This window comes from Marinobacter segnicrescens (genome assembly GCF_900111555.1).
Classification (GTDB): domain Bacteria; phylum Pseudomonadota; class Gammaproteobacteria; order Pseudomonadales; family Oleiphilaceae; genus Marinobacter; species Marinobacter segnicrescens.
The window spans coordinates 1-17,427 of the sequence record NZ_FOHZ01000022.1 but is presented as its reverse complement, the minus strand read 5'-3'; the positions used below and the strand labels follow the sequence as shown (position 1 = coordinate 17,427).

15 protein-coding genes are annotated in these 17,427 nt (G+C 59.6%); 3 read left to right on the top strand and 12 right to left on the bottom strand.

What is annotated here, in order from left to right; genetic code table 11:
• The first annotated feature begins 19 nt into the window (after positions 1 to 19).
• Positions 20 to 1,069, top strand: coding sequence for an ExeA family protein (locus tag BM036_RS15935; protein WP_091854201.1), 1,050 nt, complete (start codon positions 20 to 22; stop codon positions 1,067 to 1,069).
• A gap of 161 nt (positions 1,070 to 1,230) precedes the next feature.
• Here the strand turns inward: BM036_RS15935 and greA are convergent, their stop codons facing one another.
• From greA to grpE, 7 genes are all read right to left on the bottom strand, one after another.
• Positions 1,231 to 1,710, bottom strand: a complete 480-nt coding sequence (greA, locus tag BM036_RS15930) for a transcription elongation factor GreA (protein ID WP_091854200.1) — start codon at positions 1,708 to 1,710, stop codon at positions 1,231 to 1,233.
• 2 nt (positions 1,711 to 1,712) lie between these two features.
• A complete protein-coding gene (gene carB / locus BM036_RS15925; RefSeq protein WP_091854199.1) occupies positions 1,713 to 4,928 on the bottom strand; it encodes a carbamoyl-phosphate synthase large subunit in 3,216 nt (1,071 codons plus the stop codon).
• A 72-nt stretch (positions 4,929 to 5,000) separates the two neighbouring features.
• On the bottom strand, positions 5,001 to 6,131 hold the full coding sequence (gene carA, locus BM036_RS15920) for a glutamine-hydrolyzing carbamoyl-phosphate synthase small subunit (protein WP_091854198.1): 1,131 nt from the start codon (positions 6,129 to 6,131) through the stop codon (positions 5,001 to 5,003).
• 472 nt (positions 6,132 to 6,603) lie between these two features.
• Positions 6,604 to 7,410, bottom strand: coding sequence for a 4-hydroxy-tetrahydrodipicolinate reductase (gene dapB, locus BM036_RS15915; protein ID WP_091854197.1), 807 nt, complete (start codon positions 7,408 to 7,410; stop codon positions 6,604 to 6,606).
• Between the two features lie 8 nt (positions 7,411 to 7,418).
• Positions 7,419 to 8,546, bottom strand: coding sequence for a molecular chaperone DnaJ (gene dnaJ / locus BM036_RS15910; protein ID WP_091854195.1), 1,128 nt, complete (start codon positions 8,544 to 8,546; stop codon positions 7,419 to 7,421).
• Positions 8,547 to 8,679: 133 nt separating this feature from the next.
• Positions 8,680 to 10,602 (bottom strand): molecular chaperone DnaK, encoded by a 1,923-nt coding sequence (gene dnaK, locus BM036_RS15905; RefSeq protein WP_091854193.1) that lies wholly within the window; start codon positions 10,600 to 10,602, stop codon positions 8,680 to 8,682.
• 123 nt (positions 10,603 to 10,725) lie between these two features.
• Positions 10,726 to 11,328, bottom strand: coding sequence for a nucleotide exchange factor GrpE (gene grpE / locus BM036_RS15900; protein ID WP_091854192.1), 603 nt, complete (start codon positions 11,326 to 11,328; stop codon positions 10,726 to 10,728).
• Between the two features lie 213 nt (positions 11,329 to 11,541).
• Between grpE and recN the strand changes: the two genes are divergently transcribed.
• Positions 11,542 to 13,218: a DNA repair protein RecN gene (gene recN, locus BM036_RS15895; RefSeq protein WP_091854190.1), complete on the top strand. Its 1,677-nt coding sequence runs from the start codon at positions 11,542 to 11,544 to the stop codon at positions 13,216 to 13,218.
• 224 nt (positions 13,219 to 13,442) lie between these two features.
• On the opposite strand, the gene fur is transcribed toward recN, so the two are convergent.
• Complete coding sequence (gene fur / locus BM036_RS15890; protein ID WP_091854188.1) at positions 13,443 to 13,856, bottom strand: ferric iron uptake transcriptional regulator; 414 nt, start codon at positions 13,854 to 13,856, stop codon at positions 13,443 to 13,445.
• 103 nt (positions 13,857 to 13,959) lie between these two features.
• Between fur and BM036_RS15885 the strand changes: the two genes are divergently transcribed.
• Positions 13,960 to 14,295, top strand: a complete 336-nt coding sequence (locus tag BM036_RS15885) for an outer membrane protein assembly factor BamE (protein ID WP_091854186.1) — start codon at positions 13,960 to 13,962, stop codon at positions 14,293 to 14,295.
• A gap of 10 nt (positions 14,296 to 14,305) precedes the next feature.
• Here the strand turns inward: BM036_RS15885 and BM036_RS15880 are convergent, their stop codons facing one another.
• The 4 genes from BM036_RS15880 to BM036_RS20555 form a co-directional block, all read right to left on the bottom strand.
• Positions 14,306 to 14,593: an RnfH family protein gene (locus tag BM036_RS15880; protein ID WP_091854184.1), complete on the bottom strand. Its 288-nt coding sequence runs from the start codon at positions 14,591 to 14,593 to the stop codon at positions 14,306 to 14,308.
• Positions 14,593 to 15,045 (bottom strand): type II toxin-antitoxin system RatA family toxin, encoded by a 453-nt coding sequence (locus BM036_RS15875; protein ID WP_091854182.1) that lies wholly within the window; start codon positions 15,043 to 15,045, stop codon positions 14,593 to 14,595. The genes BM036_RS15880 and BM036_RS15875 overlap by 1 nt, the downstream gene beginning before the upstream one ends.
• A gap of 109 nt (positions 15,046 to 15,154) precedes the next feature.
• Positions 15,155 to 16,645 carry a sodium-dependent transporter gene (locus BM036_RS15870; RefSeq protein ID WP_091854180.1) on the bottom strand — a complete coding sequence of 497 codons (1,491 nt, stop codon included), beginning with the start codon at positions 16,643 to 16,645 and terminating at the stop codon, positions 15,155 to 15,157.
• Between the two features lie 297 nt (positions 16,646 to 16,942).
• Positions 16,943 to 17,182 carry a transposase gene (locus BM036_RS20555; RefSeq protein ID WP_091854178.1) on the bottom strand — a complete coding sequence of 80 codons (240 nt, stop codon included), beginning with the start codon at positions 17,180 to 17,182 and terminating at the stop codon, positions 16,943 to 16,945.
• Positions 17,183 to 17,427 lie beyond the last annotated feature (245 nt).

Genomic DNA, 17,427 nt, shown 5'->3' with positions numbered 1-17,427 from the left:
CCCAACACGGACGCGCACCATGTATCTCGAGCACTTCGGACTACGCCGACATCCTTTCCGCATGACGCCGGAAGACGACTTTGTCTATATGAGCCAGCAGCACTCGCGGGCGTTCGTGTACATGAATTCGGCCATCTGGAGCCCGGAGGGCTTCGTGGTAATCAGTGGCGAAATCGGGTCCGGCAAGACCACCCTGCTGAAGAAAACCATCCGCAGCCTGGACGGCAATCTCAAGCTGCTCCATGTCTCCTATACCAACCTGAAATCCGACGATTTCTTCCGGCTGCTGATTCACCAGGCGGGCATCAAGGCCGAAACCGACAGCAAAGTCACCATGCTGTTTGCCATCATGGACTACCTGCAGATGATGGCAGACCGGGGCACACCGGTTGTACTGGCGGTGGATGAAGCCCAGAACCTGAGCAAGGAAAACCTTGAGGACATTCGGATGCTCGCGGGCCTTGAGGGACTCGGCGGCCCGGCCATGCGGGTGATTCTGCTCGGCCAGCCGGAGCTGAAGGACCATATCCGCAAGATCCAGCAGCTGTCCCAGCGGGTCAAACTGTTCTTCCACCTGGAGGGCCTGTCCGAGAAGGAAACCGGCGAATACATCGACTACCGGTTGCTGGTGGCCGGCCACAAGGGCGCGCCCCTGTTCGACGAGGCCATGGTCAAGGACATCTTCGCCATGAGCGGCGGCATTCCCCGGGTGATCAACAAGCTCTGCGATGGCCTGATGATGTGCGCCTTCTCCGACGAGCGGCAGGTGCTGGATCGCCGGGACCTGAAGGAAATCCGCAAGGACCTGCTGGGGGACGAGCCGGCCATCGGGAATTCACCGGAAATTCCCACCAGCACCAGCTCCGCGGATTTCGAGCCGCCTGCCTCTCAATCCGCGCCGGTAAGCGCAAGCGGTGAGCTGGGTGACACCCTGTCACGAATGGCTGCTGCCCTGGAGGGCATCGATGAAAAGCTGGGGATGTTGCTGCATGAAAAAACCGGAACCCCGCCACCGCAGGATTCCGGCAATGTGAAGCCCCTGTCGCCGGGGCGTCACAGGAGTAATTGATCACGCTCAAAGACAGTTAACGTCTTGCATCCCCTCTCCCTTGGAAGGGAGAGGGCCCGGGAGAGGGTGAGTGGCGCCAGGCCAGGAGTTCGAAGTCTCCACCCTCTCCCCAACCCCTCTCCCCAACCCCTCTCCCTTCCAAGGGAGAGGGGCTTTTCGCCTTAAATGTGTTCCACTTCCTCAATTTCGTACTCCACGGTACCCGAAGGCACGCGGATGGCGACCACTTCGCCTTCGCTCTTGCCCACCAGGGCGCGGGCGATGGGTGAGGAGATGGAGATCTTGCCAGCCTTGATGTCCGCTTCGTCTTCACCAACGATCTTGTAGACTACCTGCTCGTCGGTTTCCACGTTCAGCAGGTGTACCGTCGTGCCGAAGATCACCTTGCCGGTGTTCTCGATGGTGGTGACATCAATCACCTGGGCGGCGGACAGCTTGCTCTCGATTTCCTGGATACGCCCCTCGATAAAGCCCTGCTGCTCGCGGGCCGCGTGGTATTCGGCGTTCTCCTTGAGATCGCCGTGTTCACGGGCTTCGGCAATGGCTGCAATGACCTTGGGGCGCTCGACGGACTTGAGCTGCTGAAGCTCTTCCCGAAGGCGTGCTTCACCATTGATGGTCATGGGTACTCGAGTCGTCATAGTTACTTTCCTGAATGCAGTTCCTGCAGACGGCGTACCGTCCGCTCGGGTCCGAATTTGATCGCGCGACAGAAGGCTTCGCCCCCCGCCAGCGTGGTTGTGTAGGTTACCTTGTGCTGCAGCGCCGACTGGCGAATCTGCGCAGAGTCTGCAATGGCCTTGCGACCCTCGGTAGTGTTGATGATCAGCTGAACCTTGCCGTTCTTGATGGCATCAACAATGTGCGGACGGCCTTCGCCCACCTTGTTCACCCGGTCAACCTCGAGGCCCGCATCGCTGATGACTTTCGCGGTGCCGGTCGTGGCCACCAGGCGGAAACCGGACTCAATCAGATCCCTGGCCAGCTTCACCACACTGGACTTGTCCACTTCCCGCACGGAGATAAACGCCGTGCCCTTGGCCGGCAGGCGCTCACCCGCTGCCAGGGCAGCCTTGGCGAAGGCTTCGTCAAAGCTGTCGCCAATGCCCATCACCTCACCGGTGGACTTCATTTCCGGCCCCAGGATGGGGTCTACTGCCGGGAACTTGTTGAACGGGAACACCGATTCCTTCACGGAGAAGTGGGTCGGTACGATTTCCTGGGTAAAGCCCTGCTCCTTCAGACTCCGGCCAGCCATGCAGCGGGCCGCCACCTTGGCCAGGGACACACCCACCGCCTTGGACACAAACGGCACGGTACGGGAAGCACGCGGGTTCACCTCGATTACGTAGATCTCACCGTCCTGCCAGGCCAGCTGCACGTTCATCAGGCCGATAACGTCCAGCTCGAGGGCCATTTTCTTGACCGCTTCGCGCATTTCATCCTGCACGTCTTTGGGCAGGGTGTAGGGCGGCAGTGAACAGGCAGAGTCACCGGAGTGCACCCCGGCCTGCTCGATGTGCTGCATGATGCCGCCGATCACCACTTCCTTGCCGTCGCTGATGGCATCGATGTCAATTTCGATAGCCGCGTTCAGGAAGTGGTCCAGCAGTACCGGGCTGTCATTGGAGACCAGCACCGCATCGCGCATGTAGCGCACCAGCTCTTCTTCGTTATAGACGATTTCCATGGCACGGCCGCCCAATACGTAGGACGGACGTACCACCAGCGGGTAGCCGATGTCCCGTGCAGCCAGGATGCCTTCCTCGTGACTGCGCACGGTAGCGTTCTCTGGCTGCTTCAGGCCCAGGCGGGTAATCATCTGCTGGAACCGCTCACGGTCTTCAGCACGGTCAATGGCGTCCGGGCTGGTACCGATAATGGGTACTCCGGCGGCTTCCAGGCCACGGGACAGTTTCAGCGGGGTCTGGCCGCCGTACTGAACAATCACACCCTTGGGCTTTTCCTTGTAGACGATCTCCAGCACGTCTTCCAGGGTGATGGGCTCGAAGTAAAGCCGGTCACTGGTGTCATAGTCGGTGGAGACGGTCTCCGGGTTGCAGTTGATCATGATGGTTTCATAACCGTCCTCACGCATGGCAAGGGCGGCGTGCACACAGCAATAATCAAACTCGATGCCCTGGCCGATCCGGTTGGGACCGCCACCGATGACAACGATTTTCTCCCGGTCGGACGGTTCTGCCTCGCACTCTTCCTCATAGGTTGAGTACATGTACGCCGTGTCGGAAGCGAACTCGGCCGCGCAGGTGTCTACCCGCTTGTACACCGGGCGCACGCCGAGGTCATGGCGCAGCTTGCGCAGGGACACCTCGGAGATGCCCAGCAGCTTGGCCAGGCGGCCATCGGAGAAACCCTTGCGCTTGAGCCGGAACAGGGTGTCGCGGTCAATGTCGGACTTGCCGGCGGTTTTCAGCGCGGCTTCCTCGCGGATCAGGTCTTCGATCTGGATCAGGTACCAGGGATCCACCTTGGTGTGGCGAAACACCTCGTCTACGGTCATGCCGGCACGGAAAGCCTCGCCGATAAACCACAGACGATCGGCGCCGGGCACGTTCAGCTCCTTGATCAGGGTCTCGCGGCCTTCGGTGGTGTCCAGGTCGACCTGTTCCTCAAAGCCTTCAGAGCCCACTTCCAGGCCGCGCATGGCTTTCTGGACGGACTCCTGGAAGGTACGGCCGATGGCCATCACCTCACCGACGGATTTCATCTGGGTGGTCAGGCGGGCATCGGCCTGGGGAAACTTCTCGAAGGTAAACCGGGGGATCTTGGTGACCACATAGTCGATACTGGGCTCGAAGGACGCCGGGGTAACACCGCCGGTGATGTCATTCTGCAGTTCGTCCAGGGTGTAGCCCACCGCCAGCTTGGCCGCCACCTTGGCAATGGGGAAGCCGGTGGCCTTGGAGGCCAGCGCCGACGAACGGGATACCCGCGGGTTCATCTCGATCACCACCATGCGGCCGTTGTCCGGGTTAACCCCGAACTGCACGTTGGAACCGCCGGTTTCCACACCGATTTCACGCAGCACCGCCAGCGAGGCGTTCCGCATGATCTGGTATTCCTTGTCGGTGAGGGTCTGGGCCGGCGCCACGGTAATGGAGTCACCGGTGTGCACGCCCATGGCGTCGAAGTTCTCGATGGCGCAGACAATGATGCAGTTGTCGTTCTTGTCCCGAACGACCTCCATCTCGTATTCCTTCCAGCCGATCAGGGACTCGTCAATCAGCAGCTCGTTGGTGGGGGACAGGTCCAGCCCCCGGGTGCAGATTTCCTCGAACTCGTCCCGGTTGTAGGCAATACCGCCGCCGGAGCCACCCATGGTGAAGGACGGGCGGATAATGCACGGGAAGCCGATTTCGTCAGCGACTTTCCAGGCTTCTTCCATGGAGTGGGCAATGGTCGCCTTGGGGCACTCCAGGCCAATCTTTTTCATGGCCTTGTCAAAGCGGTCCCGGTCCTCGGCCTTGTCGATGGTGTCGGCGTTGGCGCCGATCATTTCGACACCGTGCTTCTCGAGGATACCGTGTTTTTCCAGGTCAAGGGCACAGTTCAGCGCGGTCTGGCCACCCATGGTGGGCAGCAGTGCGTCCGGCTGCTCCTTCTCGATGATCTTCTCGACGGTTTTCCAGGTGATCGGTTCGATGTAGGTGGCATCCGCCATGGCCGGGTCGGTCATGATGGTTGCCGGGTTGGAGTTCACCAGGATAACCCGGTAGCCCTCTTCACGCAGGGCCTTGCAGGCCTGGGCTCCGGAATAGTCAAACTCACACGCCTGGCCAATCACAATGGGGCCAGCGCCCAGGATCAGGATGCTCTTGATGTCGGTCCGCTTTGGCATTTCTCAGTCAACCTGTCAGCAAAAATTCGTAATAGTCGGGCCTTTCGGCAACGCTGTGTCGGGTATCGCCGCTTACGCGGTACGCGCTTCCATCAGCCGGATAAATTCGTCAAACAGCGGGGCCACGTCATGGGGGCCCGGGCTGGCTTCCGGGTGGCCCTGGAAGCTGAACGCCGGCTTGTCGGTGCGTCGGATACCCTGCAGCGTGCCGTCGAACAGGGACTTGTGGGTCGCCTCCACGTTGTCCGGCAGCGTTGTTTCGTCCACGGCAAAGCCGTGGTTCTGGCTGGTGATCATCACCGTGCCATCTTTCAGGTTCTGCACCGGGTGGTTGGCGCCGTGGTGGCCGTGGCCCATCTTGACGGTCTTTGCGCCACTGGCCAGGGCCAGCAACTGGTGGCCCAGGCAGATGCCGAAGACCGGAATGTCGGTTTCCAGCACTTCGCTGATGGCGGTAATAGCGTAGTCGCAGGGCTCAGGGTCGCCGGGGCCGTTGGACAGGAAGATGCCATCCGGATTCATGGCCAGCACGTCGGCGGCCGGTGTTTCTGCCGGTACGATGGTCAGCTCACAGCCGCGGCTGGCGAGCATGCGCAGGATGTTCTTCTTGACGCCGTAATCCCAGGCCACCACCTTGAAGCGGTTTTCGGTACGCTTGCCGTAGCCCTCGCCCAGGGCCCACTCGGTCTCGTCCCAGGTCCAGGTATCCTTGCGGCAGACTTCCTTCGCCAGGTCCATGCCCTTGAGGCCGGGAAAGGCCTTGGCCAGCTCCAGTGCACGGTCATCAGTGGCGCTGGCACCCGCAACGATGGCGCCATTCTGGGAGCCCTTGTCCCGGAGGATGCGGGTCAGGCGACGGGTGTCGATACCGGCAATACCGATCTTGCCGTTTTCGCTCAGGTACTCGGAGAGCGTCTTCTGGCTACGCCAGTTGCTGGCCATCAGCGGCAGGTCGCGGATGATCAGGCCGGCCGCCTGGATGTGATCGGATTCCACGTCTTCGTCGTTAATACCGGTATTGCCAATGTGAGGATAGGTCAGAGTGACAATCTGTCGGGCGTAGGACGGATCCGTCAGGATTTCCTGGTAGCCGGTCATGGCGGTATTGAAGACCACCTCACCGCTGGTTTCTCCCTCGGCGCCAATGGCGACACCGTGGAACAGGCTTCCGTCTGCGAGTGCAAGGATGGCAGGTGTACTCAAGGCTTGTATCCTCAATCGGGTTCGTGTGGGCGAACGGGAACGCAAGCGCAAATTCAGGTCGCAAAAAAGCGAGAGGGGGTGTTGCCCCGTCCCGCTTTTTTATTCCGCCGTCAGGACTGGTCCGGACCCCGGGCGGGCTTTGTCATTGGCTACGCTTGGTGCAGTTAAATCGCCTTATTGTAGGAAATTCGGCGATCTGTGTCCATGTTAAAGACGTCTACATAACACACCGTCCAACGCCCTTCGACAAGCTCAGGGCGAACGGGCCTGGCCTGACACTTCGACAAGCTCAGGGCGAAGGGGCCTGGCCTGACACTTCCACAATTGCAGAGCGAACGGAGAAACTCGTAGTCTGACCAGTCATACAGAATCCAGCCAGAATCGTGGAACCCGGTTCTTCGACAGGTACCCTACCATTCTATCCCCGCTCGCCCTGAGCTTGTCGAAGGGCAGTGGATTCCGTGGCAAAAAATCAGTCTTTAAGACCCAGAACATCCTGCATATCGTACAAACCGGCCGGCTTGCCCTGCAGCCAGCGGGCGGCGCGTACGGCGCCCTTGGCGAAGGTCATGCGGCTGCTGGCCTTGTGGGTCAGCTCGATGCGCTCTCCCATTGTTGCGAACAGCACGGTGTGATCGCCCACCACATCACCGGCGCGGATGGTCTCGAAGCCGATTTCCTTTTGTGAACGCTCTCCGGTAAAGCCCTCGCGGCCGTAGACCGCGCACTCCCTGAGATCACGCCCGAGGGCATCGGCCACTACCTCACCCAGGCGCAGCGCTGTGCCGGAAGGCGCGTCTTTCTTGTGGCGGTGGTGGGTTTCGATGATCTCCACATCGTAGTCGTCACCCAGCACCGTGGCCGCCTTGTGCAGCAGGTCGAGCATCACGTTGATACCAACGCTCATATTCGGGGCGAAGACCACCGGGGTTTTCTCGGCGGCCACCTTCACCTGCTCTTTCTCTGCCTCGGTCATGCCGGTGGTACCGATGATAACCGCCTTGCGGTTCTGGCTGCAGAACTCCAGGTTCTCCAGGGTCAGGTCCGGGAAGGTGAAATCAACCAGGATATCAAAGGCGTCCTTCACATCGGCCACGTTGCCGGCGAGGGCCACGCCATTCTTGCCGATACCAGCCATTTCACCCGCATCGGCTCCGATCAGGGAGCTGTCCGGGTGGACAATGGCAGCGCCCAGGGTGAGGTCGTCCGCCTCATCGATGGCCTCGATCAGCACCTTGCCCATACGTCCGGCGGCGCCGGTTACTGCTATCCGTGTCATGGCAGACCTCAGAATTTCATTTCATCGAAGAAGTTTTTCACGCCCTCAAACCAGGAGGTCTTGCGGGGGCCATGGTTGTTACCATTGTTACCGTCCAGGGTCTCCTGGAACTGCTCCATCAGGTCTTTCTGCTTCTTCGTCAGGTTGACCGGAGTCTCTACGATCACCCGACACAGCAGATCGCCGGCGGGGCCGCCGCGAACCGGGGACACGCCCTTGTTGCGCAGGCGGAACAGCTTGCCGGTCTGGGTCTCCGGCGGAATCTTCAACTTCACGCGGCCATCCAGGGTGGGCACTTCCAGTTCGCCGCCGAGGGCCGCATCGACAATGCTGATGGGCACTTCACAGTAGAGGTTGCGGCCGTCACGGGTAAAGATGGAGTGTTCGCGCACGGAGATCTGCACGTAAAGGTCACCGGACGGGCCACCCTCGACGCCCATCTCACCTTCACCAGAGAGACGAATCCGGTCACCGGTATCCACGCCGGGTGGTACCTTGACCGAGAGGGTTTTCTCCTCCTGCAGCCGGCCGGCACCGTGGCACTTCTTGCACGGGTTCTTGATGATCTGTCCGCTGCCACGGCAGGTGGGACAGGCCTGCTGCACGGTAAAGAAGCCCTGCTGCATACGAACCTGGCCCATGCCCTTACAGGTGCCACAGGTTTCCGGGCGGGAGCCCTTCTCTGCGCCGCTGCCGTCGCAGACATCACACTCCACATGGCCAGGTACACGGATTTTCACCGTCGTGCCATGAACGGCTTCTTCCAGGTCAAGCTCAAGGGTGTAGCGCAGGTCGGCACCCCGGTTGGAGCGACCGCGGCCGCCACCACCAAAAATGTCGCCAAACACGTCGCCGAAGATGTCGGAGAAGCTGGCGCCGCCACCTCCGAAACCGCCGCCACCGGCCTGGCCATCCACACCGGCGTGGCCGAACTGGTCGTAGGCGGCCCGTTTGTTCGGGTCCATAAGGATGTCGTAGGCTTCCGTGGCCTCCTTGAACTTGGCTTCGGCGTCAGCGTCGTCCGGGTTACGATCCGGATGGTACTTCATCGCGAGCTTGCGATAGGCCCGCTTGATCTCCTTCTCGTCCGTTTCCCGGGTGACGCCGAGGACGTCGTAGTAGTCACGTTTGGCCATGCTGGAAAAACCCTGTTGAAAACCTGTCTGTACTCACTGGATACGGGCCCTGTCGTACCAGGGCCCGATGCTCTCAAACGCAGAAAACGCGGGGGCCTTCACCCCCGCGTCATTCCTGCTATCGCGGTGTTGCTTATCGCTTGTCGTCGTCTTTGACTTCTTCGAACTCTGCGTCCACCGCGTCGTCGGCGCTGCCACTGGCCTGCTCTTCGCCGCCAGCCTGCTGGGCCTGTTCGCCCTGCTCGGCATACATCTTCTGGGCCAGCTCACCGGAAACCTCGGTCAGCTTCTGGGTCTTGGCCTCGATGTCTTCCTTGTTGGAGCCTTCCAGCGCTTCCTCAAGCTCCTTGATGGCCGTTTCGATGTTTTCCTTTTCGCTGTCGGTGACCTTGTCGCCGGCGTCGTTCAGGGTCTTGCGCACGGTGTGAACCATGGCGTCACCCTGGTTACGGGCCTGGACCAGTTCCTCGAACTTGCGATCTTCCTCGGCGTTGGCCTCGGCGTCGTTCACCATCTTCTCGATTTCTTCATCGTTCAGACCGGAAGAGGCCTTGATTACGATGGACTGCTCCTTGCCGGTGGCCTTGTCCTTGGCGGACACATTGAGGATACCGTTGGCGTCGATATCGAAGGTCACCTCAATCTGCGGCACACCGCGGGGCGCCGGCGGGATATCCGCCAGGTCGAAGCGGCCCAGTGACTTGTTCTGGGACGCCTGCTTGCGCTCGCCCTGAACCACGTGGATGGTTACCGCAGTCTGGTTGTCCTCCGCTGTGGAGAATGTCTGCGACTTCTTGGTCGGAATCGTGGTGTTCTTGTCGATCAGCGGCGTGGCCACACCACCCATGGTTTCGATACCCAGGGTCAGCGGAGTCACATCCAGCAGCAGGACGTCTTTCACATCACCGGAAAGTACCGCACCCTGGATAGCTGCACCGACAGCAACTGCCTCGTCCGGGTTAACGTCCTTGCGGGCTTCCTTACCAAAGAAGTTCTTCACCTTCTCCTGAACCAGCGGCATACGGGTCTGCCCGCCCACCAGGATAACCTCGTCCACTTCGTTAGCAGACAGGCCAGCATCCTTCAGGGCCACCTTACAGGGCTCAAGGCTGCGTTCGACCAGTTCTTCTACGAGCGACTCGAGCTTGGCCCGGGTCAGCTTGACGTTCATATGCTTGGGACCGCTCTGGTCAGCCGTGATGTACGGCAGGTTGACGTCGGTCTGCTGGCTGCTGGACAGCTCGATCTTGGCTTTCTCCGCCGCTTCCTTCAGGCGCTGCATGGCCAGGGAGTCGCCGCGCAGGTCAATGCCGCTGTCCTTCTTGAACTGGTCTGCCAGGTATTCAATAACCTTCAGGTCAAAGTCTTCACCACCCAGGAAGGTGTCACCATTGGTTGCCAGCACTTCGAACTGATGCTCACCGTCCACATCGGCAATCTCGATGATGGACAGGTCAAAGGTACCGCCACCCAGGTCATAGACAGCCACGGTGCGGTCACCGCTCTGCTTGTCCATACCGTAGGCCAGGGCGGCAGCGGTCGGCTCGTTGATAATCCGCTTCACTTCCAGGCCCGCGATCTTGCCCGCGTCCTTGGTGGCCTGGCGCTGGCTGTCGTTGAAGTAGGCCGGTACGGTGATTACCGCCTCGGTCACCTTCTCGCCCAGATAGTCCTCGGCAGTCTTCTTCATCTTCTTGAGCACTTCCGCGGAAACCTGCGGCGGTGCCATCTTCTCGCCCTTCACCTCTACCCAGGCATCACCATTGTCAGCCTTGGCAATCTTGTAGGGCACCATCTTGATGTCCTTCTGGACCACGTCGTCTTCGAAACGACGGCCAATCAGGCGCTTGATGGCGTATAGGGTGTTGTGGGGGTTGGTGACCGCCTGACGCTTCGCGGACTGACCGACCAGGGTTTCGCCATCGTCGGTGTACGCGATAATGGACGGCGTGGTGCGATCGCCTTCGGCGTTCTCGATCACCTTGACCTTGTCACCATCCATGATGGCAACACAGGAGTTGGTCGTACCCAGGTCGATACCGATAATCTTGCTCATGAAATCACTCCAGTTAGCTGTTCAGTCCGAATGCCTTGAGATCCGGGTTGTTCTGATTCATTGCCGGCCCGACTGCCGGCGTGTTGACCGTTACCTGCCTATATTGGCTCCGACGACGACTTTTCAAGCCTGCTCGTCGATTTTTGGCGCACCTTCGGCCTTGGCAACCACCACCATGGCCGGGCGAACCAGGCGCTCATTCAGGGTGTAACCCTTCTGCACCACTGCCACTACCGAGTTGGGCTCGGCATCCGGCGCCGGCACCATGGACATGGCTTCGTGAACCTGCGGGTCAAATGGCTCGCCCACCGGATTGAGCTGCTTGACGTTGAACTTGCCCAGGCTCTTCATAAACAGGTCCAGGGTCATTTCAACCCCTTCGCGGATGGACACCACCAGCTCATCAGTGCTCTGCTGGTTTTCAGTACTCTCCACGGCCTTTTCGAGGCTGTCAGCCACCGGCAGCAGCTCCTTGACGAACTTCTCCAGCGCAAACTTGTGGGCTTTCTCGACGTCAATTTCCGCACGACGACGGACATTCTGCATCTCCGCCTGGGTTCTGAGCATCTGGTCCTGAAGCTCCTGCATGCGGGCTTCCATGGAATCCACGTCATTCTCCGGATCCGGGGTTTCCCCTTCCTGCTGCTCGGAAACCGGCTCACCGGCGCGCTCTTCCGCCTTCAGCTCTTCATCGACATTCTCGTTGCGATTCTCGTCAGCGCTCATCTGCTACTCCCGCTTGTGTCTGAGTGCGCGGCTGGCCGCGCCAATAACCAATGATGGTGAAAACTTGCCAACGGATATGGGGCCCAAACCAACGCTTTCAACCATTGCTGTTTCACAGAAATTGCACCACTGGGTTTGCATACAGCTTTTAACCTGTATATATTCACAGATACTGTATACGCCAACAGTATTCGTGACTCAGGGAGACACCGCATGCTGACTCAACTCACGGTTTCCAATTACGCCATCGCGGAACGGGTGGAACTTCAATTCCAGAAGGGTATGACCGCCCTGACCGGTGAGACCGGTGCTGGCAAGTCCATCGTGCTGGATGCACTCGGGCTGGCCATGGGAGGCCGTGGCGATGCCAGCGCTGTGCGCCATGGCGCCAAGCGTGCCGACATTACCGCCACCTTTGATATCAGCCGTATCGTTGAAGCCCGGGAATGGCTGGAAGAGCAGGACCTGGACGACGGCAACGATTGCATCCTCAGACGGGTCATCGGCCGTGACGGCCGCTCACGGGCCTATATCAACGGCCAGCCCTGCCCCCTGAACCAGCTCAAGGAGCTGGGTGCCACCCTGATGGACATCCACAGCCAGCACCAGCACCAGTCGTTGCTGAAAAAGGACACCCATCGCCGGCTGCTGGATGAATTCTCCGGCGCGGAAGACCTGGCGATCAAGACTCGCCTGGCCTGGAAACAATGGCACCAGGCCCGGGACCGGCTGTTGAGCCGCCAGCAGAATGCCGATGAAACCGAAGCGCGCCTGCAGTTACTGCGTTACCAGGTGGAAGAACTGGACCGCCTTGCCCTTGAGGACGGAGAGCAAGCTCGCCTCGAACAGGAACAGGAACAGCTCAGCCACGCGGAGACAGTACGCCAGGCCAGCCACCAGGCGGCCATGCTCTGCTCCGAGGACGAAACCAGCGCCGCAGACCTGGTGCGCCAGGCCCTGTCCCAGCTGGAACAACTGCCGGTGGAAGTCCCTGCCCTGGCGGATACCTTGCAGATGCTGAACGAGGCGCAGATCCAGTTAACGGAAGCCGGCAGCAACCTGGTGCACTTCGTGGAAGACTACGATGCGGATCCGCAGCGCCTGCAGGAAGTGGAAGAACGGCTCAGCGCCATCTATCAGCTGGCCCGTAAACACCGCGTTCAGCCCGAAGAGCTTCCCGAGCTGCACCAGCGCCTGGGCGACGAACTTGCCGAACTGGATGACAGCGAGGGCAGCCTGGAACAGCTGGAAGCCGATGTGGAGAACTACCGCAAGGCCTACCAGGCCGTTGCGGACAAGCTTTCCGACACCCGCCGCGAAGGTGCGGTTACCCTCGACCAGCGAGTCGCCGCTGAGCTGACCGAACTGGGCATGCCCACCACGCAGTTCATTACCCAACTGGACACCAGCGATAACGAACCGAGCGCTACCGGCAACGAGGAGATCGAGTTCCTGATCAGCGCCAACCCCGGCCAGCCGGCACGACCGCTCGCCAAGGTGGCCTCTGGCGGCGAACTGTCGAGGATCAGCCTGGCTATCCAGGTGGTCGTGGCCCAGACGTCAACGACCCTCACTTTGGTGTTCGACGAGGTGGATGTGGGCATTGGCGGGGGTACTGCGGAAGTGGTCGGTCGCCTGCTGCGATCCCTGGGCGAAAGCGGTCAGATCATCTGCGTCACCCACCTGCCCCAGGTGGCGGCCCAGAGTCACCAGCACCTGTTTGTCAGCAAGTTTACAGAAGCAGACGCCACCTTCTCGAAAATCGAAACCCTTAACGATCAGGGACGAATCAGCGAAGTGGCCCGGATGCTGGGCGGCGTGGACATGACCGAGCAAACGTTGGCACACGCCCGGGAAATGTACACCAAGGGTCAGGCGACCCATCACTGAACCCTTAAGCGGATTACGCGCCTCGCAATAAAGCCTGCGGGGCGGTCGAAGTATCTTCCTTCGGCTCTCACAGACTCCCTTCTCACCTGAGAGCTTTTCGAGCGCCGCCCCGGCGCTCTTTTTTTAGACCGTTTTTTAAAGCGAATTGGTATTGGCAGGTAACACAGGCACACGAGACCGCCAACAGACGGCCGCATGCCTGGAAAAGCAGTGAGGGTAAGCGGTCAGGATTTCTGCAGCGGCTTCACGTAAAGAATCAGGCTGTGGTCCACGATTTCGTAGCCGTGCTCTGCTGCGATCTTCTGCTGACGCTCCTCGATGACTTCATCGACGAACTCGATCACATCACCAGTCTGGGTACACACCATATGGTCATGGTGGTCATCGCCCGCCATCTCGAATACCGCATGGCCCCCCTCAAAATTGTGGCGAAGTACCAGTCCGGCCGCTTCAAATTGGGTCAGCACCCGGTAGACGGTGGCCAACCCCACATCATCACCCTGCTCCAGCAGCTTCTTGTACACGTCTTCAGCGCTGAGGTGGTGTTCTTCCGCATTTTCCAGGATATTGAAGATCTTCACCCGGGGCAGCGTGACTTTCAGACCCACTTTGCGCAGTTCGGCGTTTTCAGATGACATAATGCTGTTCGCTCTTTGGTGTGTTCAGTGCTTCCGGTATTATAGCGCCATATTGCGACTCATAAACCGTTTCATTTACAGCCAATAAGGACATCTGTCCCTGATGCACCTGCTTACCAGACTTGCCCCTGTACTCCTGCTGTCCCTGCTTGCCGGCTGCGTGTTTCCCGGCGTCTACAAGATCAACGTGCAGCAGGGCAATATCATCACCGAGGAAGAAATAAGCCAGCTCGAAGAGGGCATGAGCCGTTCCCAGGTCCACTCGGTACTCGGCACGCCCATCATGCTGAACCCGGCGGACACCTCGGTGGAATATTACATCTACACCTTCCAGGAGGCCGGCGGCGAGATTCGCGAGCAAAGGATCGTTGTGCACTACGATGGTGACACTTTCACCCACATGGAAAAAGACCTGCTGGACGAACTCCCGGCGTACTGATGACCCGCCGCTAACCTTCATCCTTTTTCTTGCGGGCCCGGTTCATACGGGCCTGCTTTGGATCAATCTTCAACGGCCGGTACAGCTCTACCCGGTCTCCCGCCCGAAGCACATGGGTTTGCGGTGACTTGACCACCTTCCCGAATATCCCCATATCCGCCTGCTCCGGATCCAGCCCCGGGAACAATTCGGCGATACCGGAGCGACGAACGGCCTTCAGCATGGTGGCGCCCTCTTCTACTTCAACCGGGACAATTTCCTGGCGCTCCGGTGTTGCGTATGCCACTTCTACCCGCATCAGCGACTCACCAGTGCATCCGTGTAGATTTCGTTGGCCCGGCGACAAAACGCCTCAACCATGGTATTGGCGGCCTGGCTGAACACTGGCCCAAAGGTCATTCTTGAGAGCGTACCAGAGAACTCGAAACTCAATTGCAGAGTGACCTTGCAGGCGTTTTCATCAAGCGGATTGAAATGCCATCGACCCTCGAGGTCCCGGAACGGCCCATCAACCAGCTTCATATCGATACGTTGCGGAGACAGTAACTCGTTCCGGGTCGTCAGACGGTGCCGCATGCCCCCCTTGGCAACTTCCAGGGATGCCACGACCTGGGCGCCGGTCCGTTCGTGCACCTCGGCACCGGCGCACCAGGGCAGGAAGTCCGGATAGCGGGCAATATCGTCAACCAGGGCAAACATACGCTCGGCGGAATGCATTACCAGCGCACTTTTATCGATCTGATGGGCCATGAAACCTCGGAACCTTGCGATGACTTCTTTCTGTAAACACTGCGCCCATGATATCTGATTTCGTGCCTGTTGCGGCAGTCGTGGCACATCCTGACGCCAGGGAGAAAACTCAGAATTCTGCCGCCTTCCCCGGCCCTCTGCGTCTTTCCCCATCGCCAGCCGGCGGCTCACCAGACAGTTCATGTGCTGAAGGTGTACACCAAATGAGCTCGCCATTGTCGCACAGCAATTTCAGGGACATCATCGAGTAACCTGCGCCCACCACAATGACGGTTACCGGCAACAGGTAACGCAGCGCAAAGCGCCATACCCTGACCAGCCACTCCTGCGTGTTGCCAAGCAGGGTATTCAGGTAGCCAACCGGCGCCAACCACCCCAGGAACACCGCCAGGGCGGCCGCTACGGCGGGTATCAGCAGGCCACTGGTCAACAGCTCGATCCAGCGGAATGGTGTCAGCCCTGCCACCTGGACATCCGCCCAGATATTGAAGGAATACAGCGTCACGAGCCCCATCAGCCAGGCGCACACCAGTACCAGCAATACTGAAACGGGGCGCGGAGCAATCACCCATTCCCGCAACCAGCTGACAACGGATTCCGTCAGTACCAGCGCTGAACTCCACGCCACCAGCACAATGAGCGTAAACACCGCCGTCGCCAGTAATTGATGATACTCCAGGCCACCAAGACCCACCGGAAGGGCGACGAACACCAACCCAAACCCCCGCACATCACCGTAACCGTCAAACGATTCGGCAATTCCATAAATCACCACCCCGGCCAGCACACCCACCAGCGTGTCCAGCAGGGCAACGCCGAATACAGCACGCTTGAACGGAGACCCCGGGGCCATCAGGGCGCCCAGAACGGCCCAGATACCAAGCCCGATACCCAGGGTGTAAAACGCATGGGACAAGGCAAACCAGACCGTGCCACCGTTGACGTCCTGCCACCGGAGCCCGGCTACAGATTCCAGCGCACCTGGCCCGACACCTTGCTCCCAGCTCCACCAGACCAGGCCGAGGAGCAGGGCGAGGAATACCGGCATCACCAACCGGAATGCCCGCTCTACCAGCTCCTGCCGGAAAGCCACCGCGCCCACCAGCAAAATAAAGAACGCATGCCACGCCATAAATTCGCGATAGTCATAGGGGCTCTCCACCAGCTCCGCCAGCATTCCCGTCATCGACAGGGGCGTGGCATCGCCGAACCGGCCAAAGGCACCATAGAAGACATAGGCAAGGCAGATAGAGCCAATCACCAGTGTGATCGACAACACCAGGAAGCCGGACAGCACACTCACCCGGCCCAGCCAGCGCCAGCGGGGGGACTGGTAGCGATCCCGGGTCTCACTGCGCATGGCCAGTACCAGGTTATGCCGGTGCCGGCGCCCCAGTGCGGCTTCGGCCATCAGCAACGGCAGGGTGATAACCAACAGGAAGAAAAGGTAAAGCAGGACGAAGTAACCACCGCCAAACTGACTCGCCAGCCACGGGAAGTGCCAGAGGTTACCCAGCCCGATCGTCGCGGCCGCAGCCGCCCAGAAGAAGGTGCTCCGTCCGGACCAGAGTCCCAGGGTTGTCTTTGGTGGTGTCGGCATCGGGATCCTTGTTGACTACATCGACTTCAGTCATCTCCCCCGGCCAAGGGGTCACGTCGCCGGAGAAGGCACAGGGGATTGTAGCTGAATTCATACGTCCGGGGTCCGGTTGATGACCCCATATCGCCAACTGGGTTACAATTCGTCACTTGTCTGCAGCCGGATCGACCCAATCAAAGTCTCCACAGGTCACCCACACTGAAAAAGGTCTAGGGTGAATGCGGTGTAGAGAGTGAGCTTTACTGGCTTCTTTCTCAACATAGCCCCGACCAACAGTGTACGGATGAGGATCTTCACTTATCCGTGCGGGTCAGGAGCCATAGGCAGCCCGCCATAATGGAACAGGATTGCCCGTTTAAATCTTTCCTTGCGCCGGAACCCCCAGGACCGCATCTTTAAAGCTCGAACCTGACCGTTGATTGCCTCCGCTAGTCCACCGGAGGCCCGAAATCGCATGGCGTTGAGAATGCCAAACAGCTTGGTTTCGATCTGAATGGCCCCTGAGGCTAAACCTCGAACTTCTGTCAGCCGGGTCATGTGAATCCATTTCTGTCAGGCCGCGCGCGCCTTTAAGTACCACACCAGGCCGGTGTCTTTGAGAGCATCCAACAAGGCCCGGACTTGCAGAATCTTCTGCCCCTCAAGGCTCTTACGATGGCGTAACCAGGTATATCGGCTTTTGTGGATCTCCTAGTGTCCCGTCTGGGTAATTCGTTTATTTATCATTAATGACACTCAACTTTGCTCGCGCCACTGAAGTCATAATCGATTCTGCGCTTTTG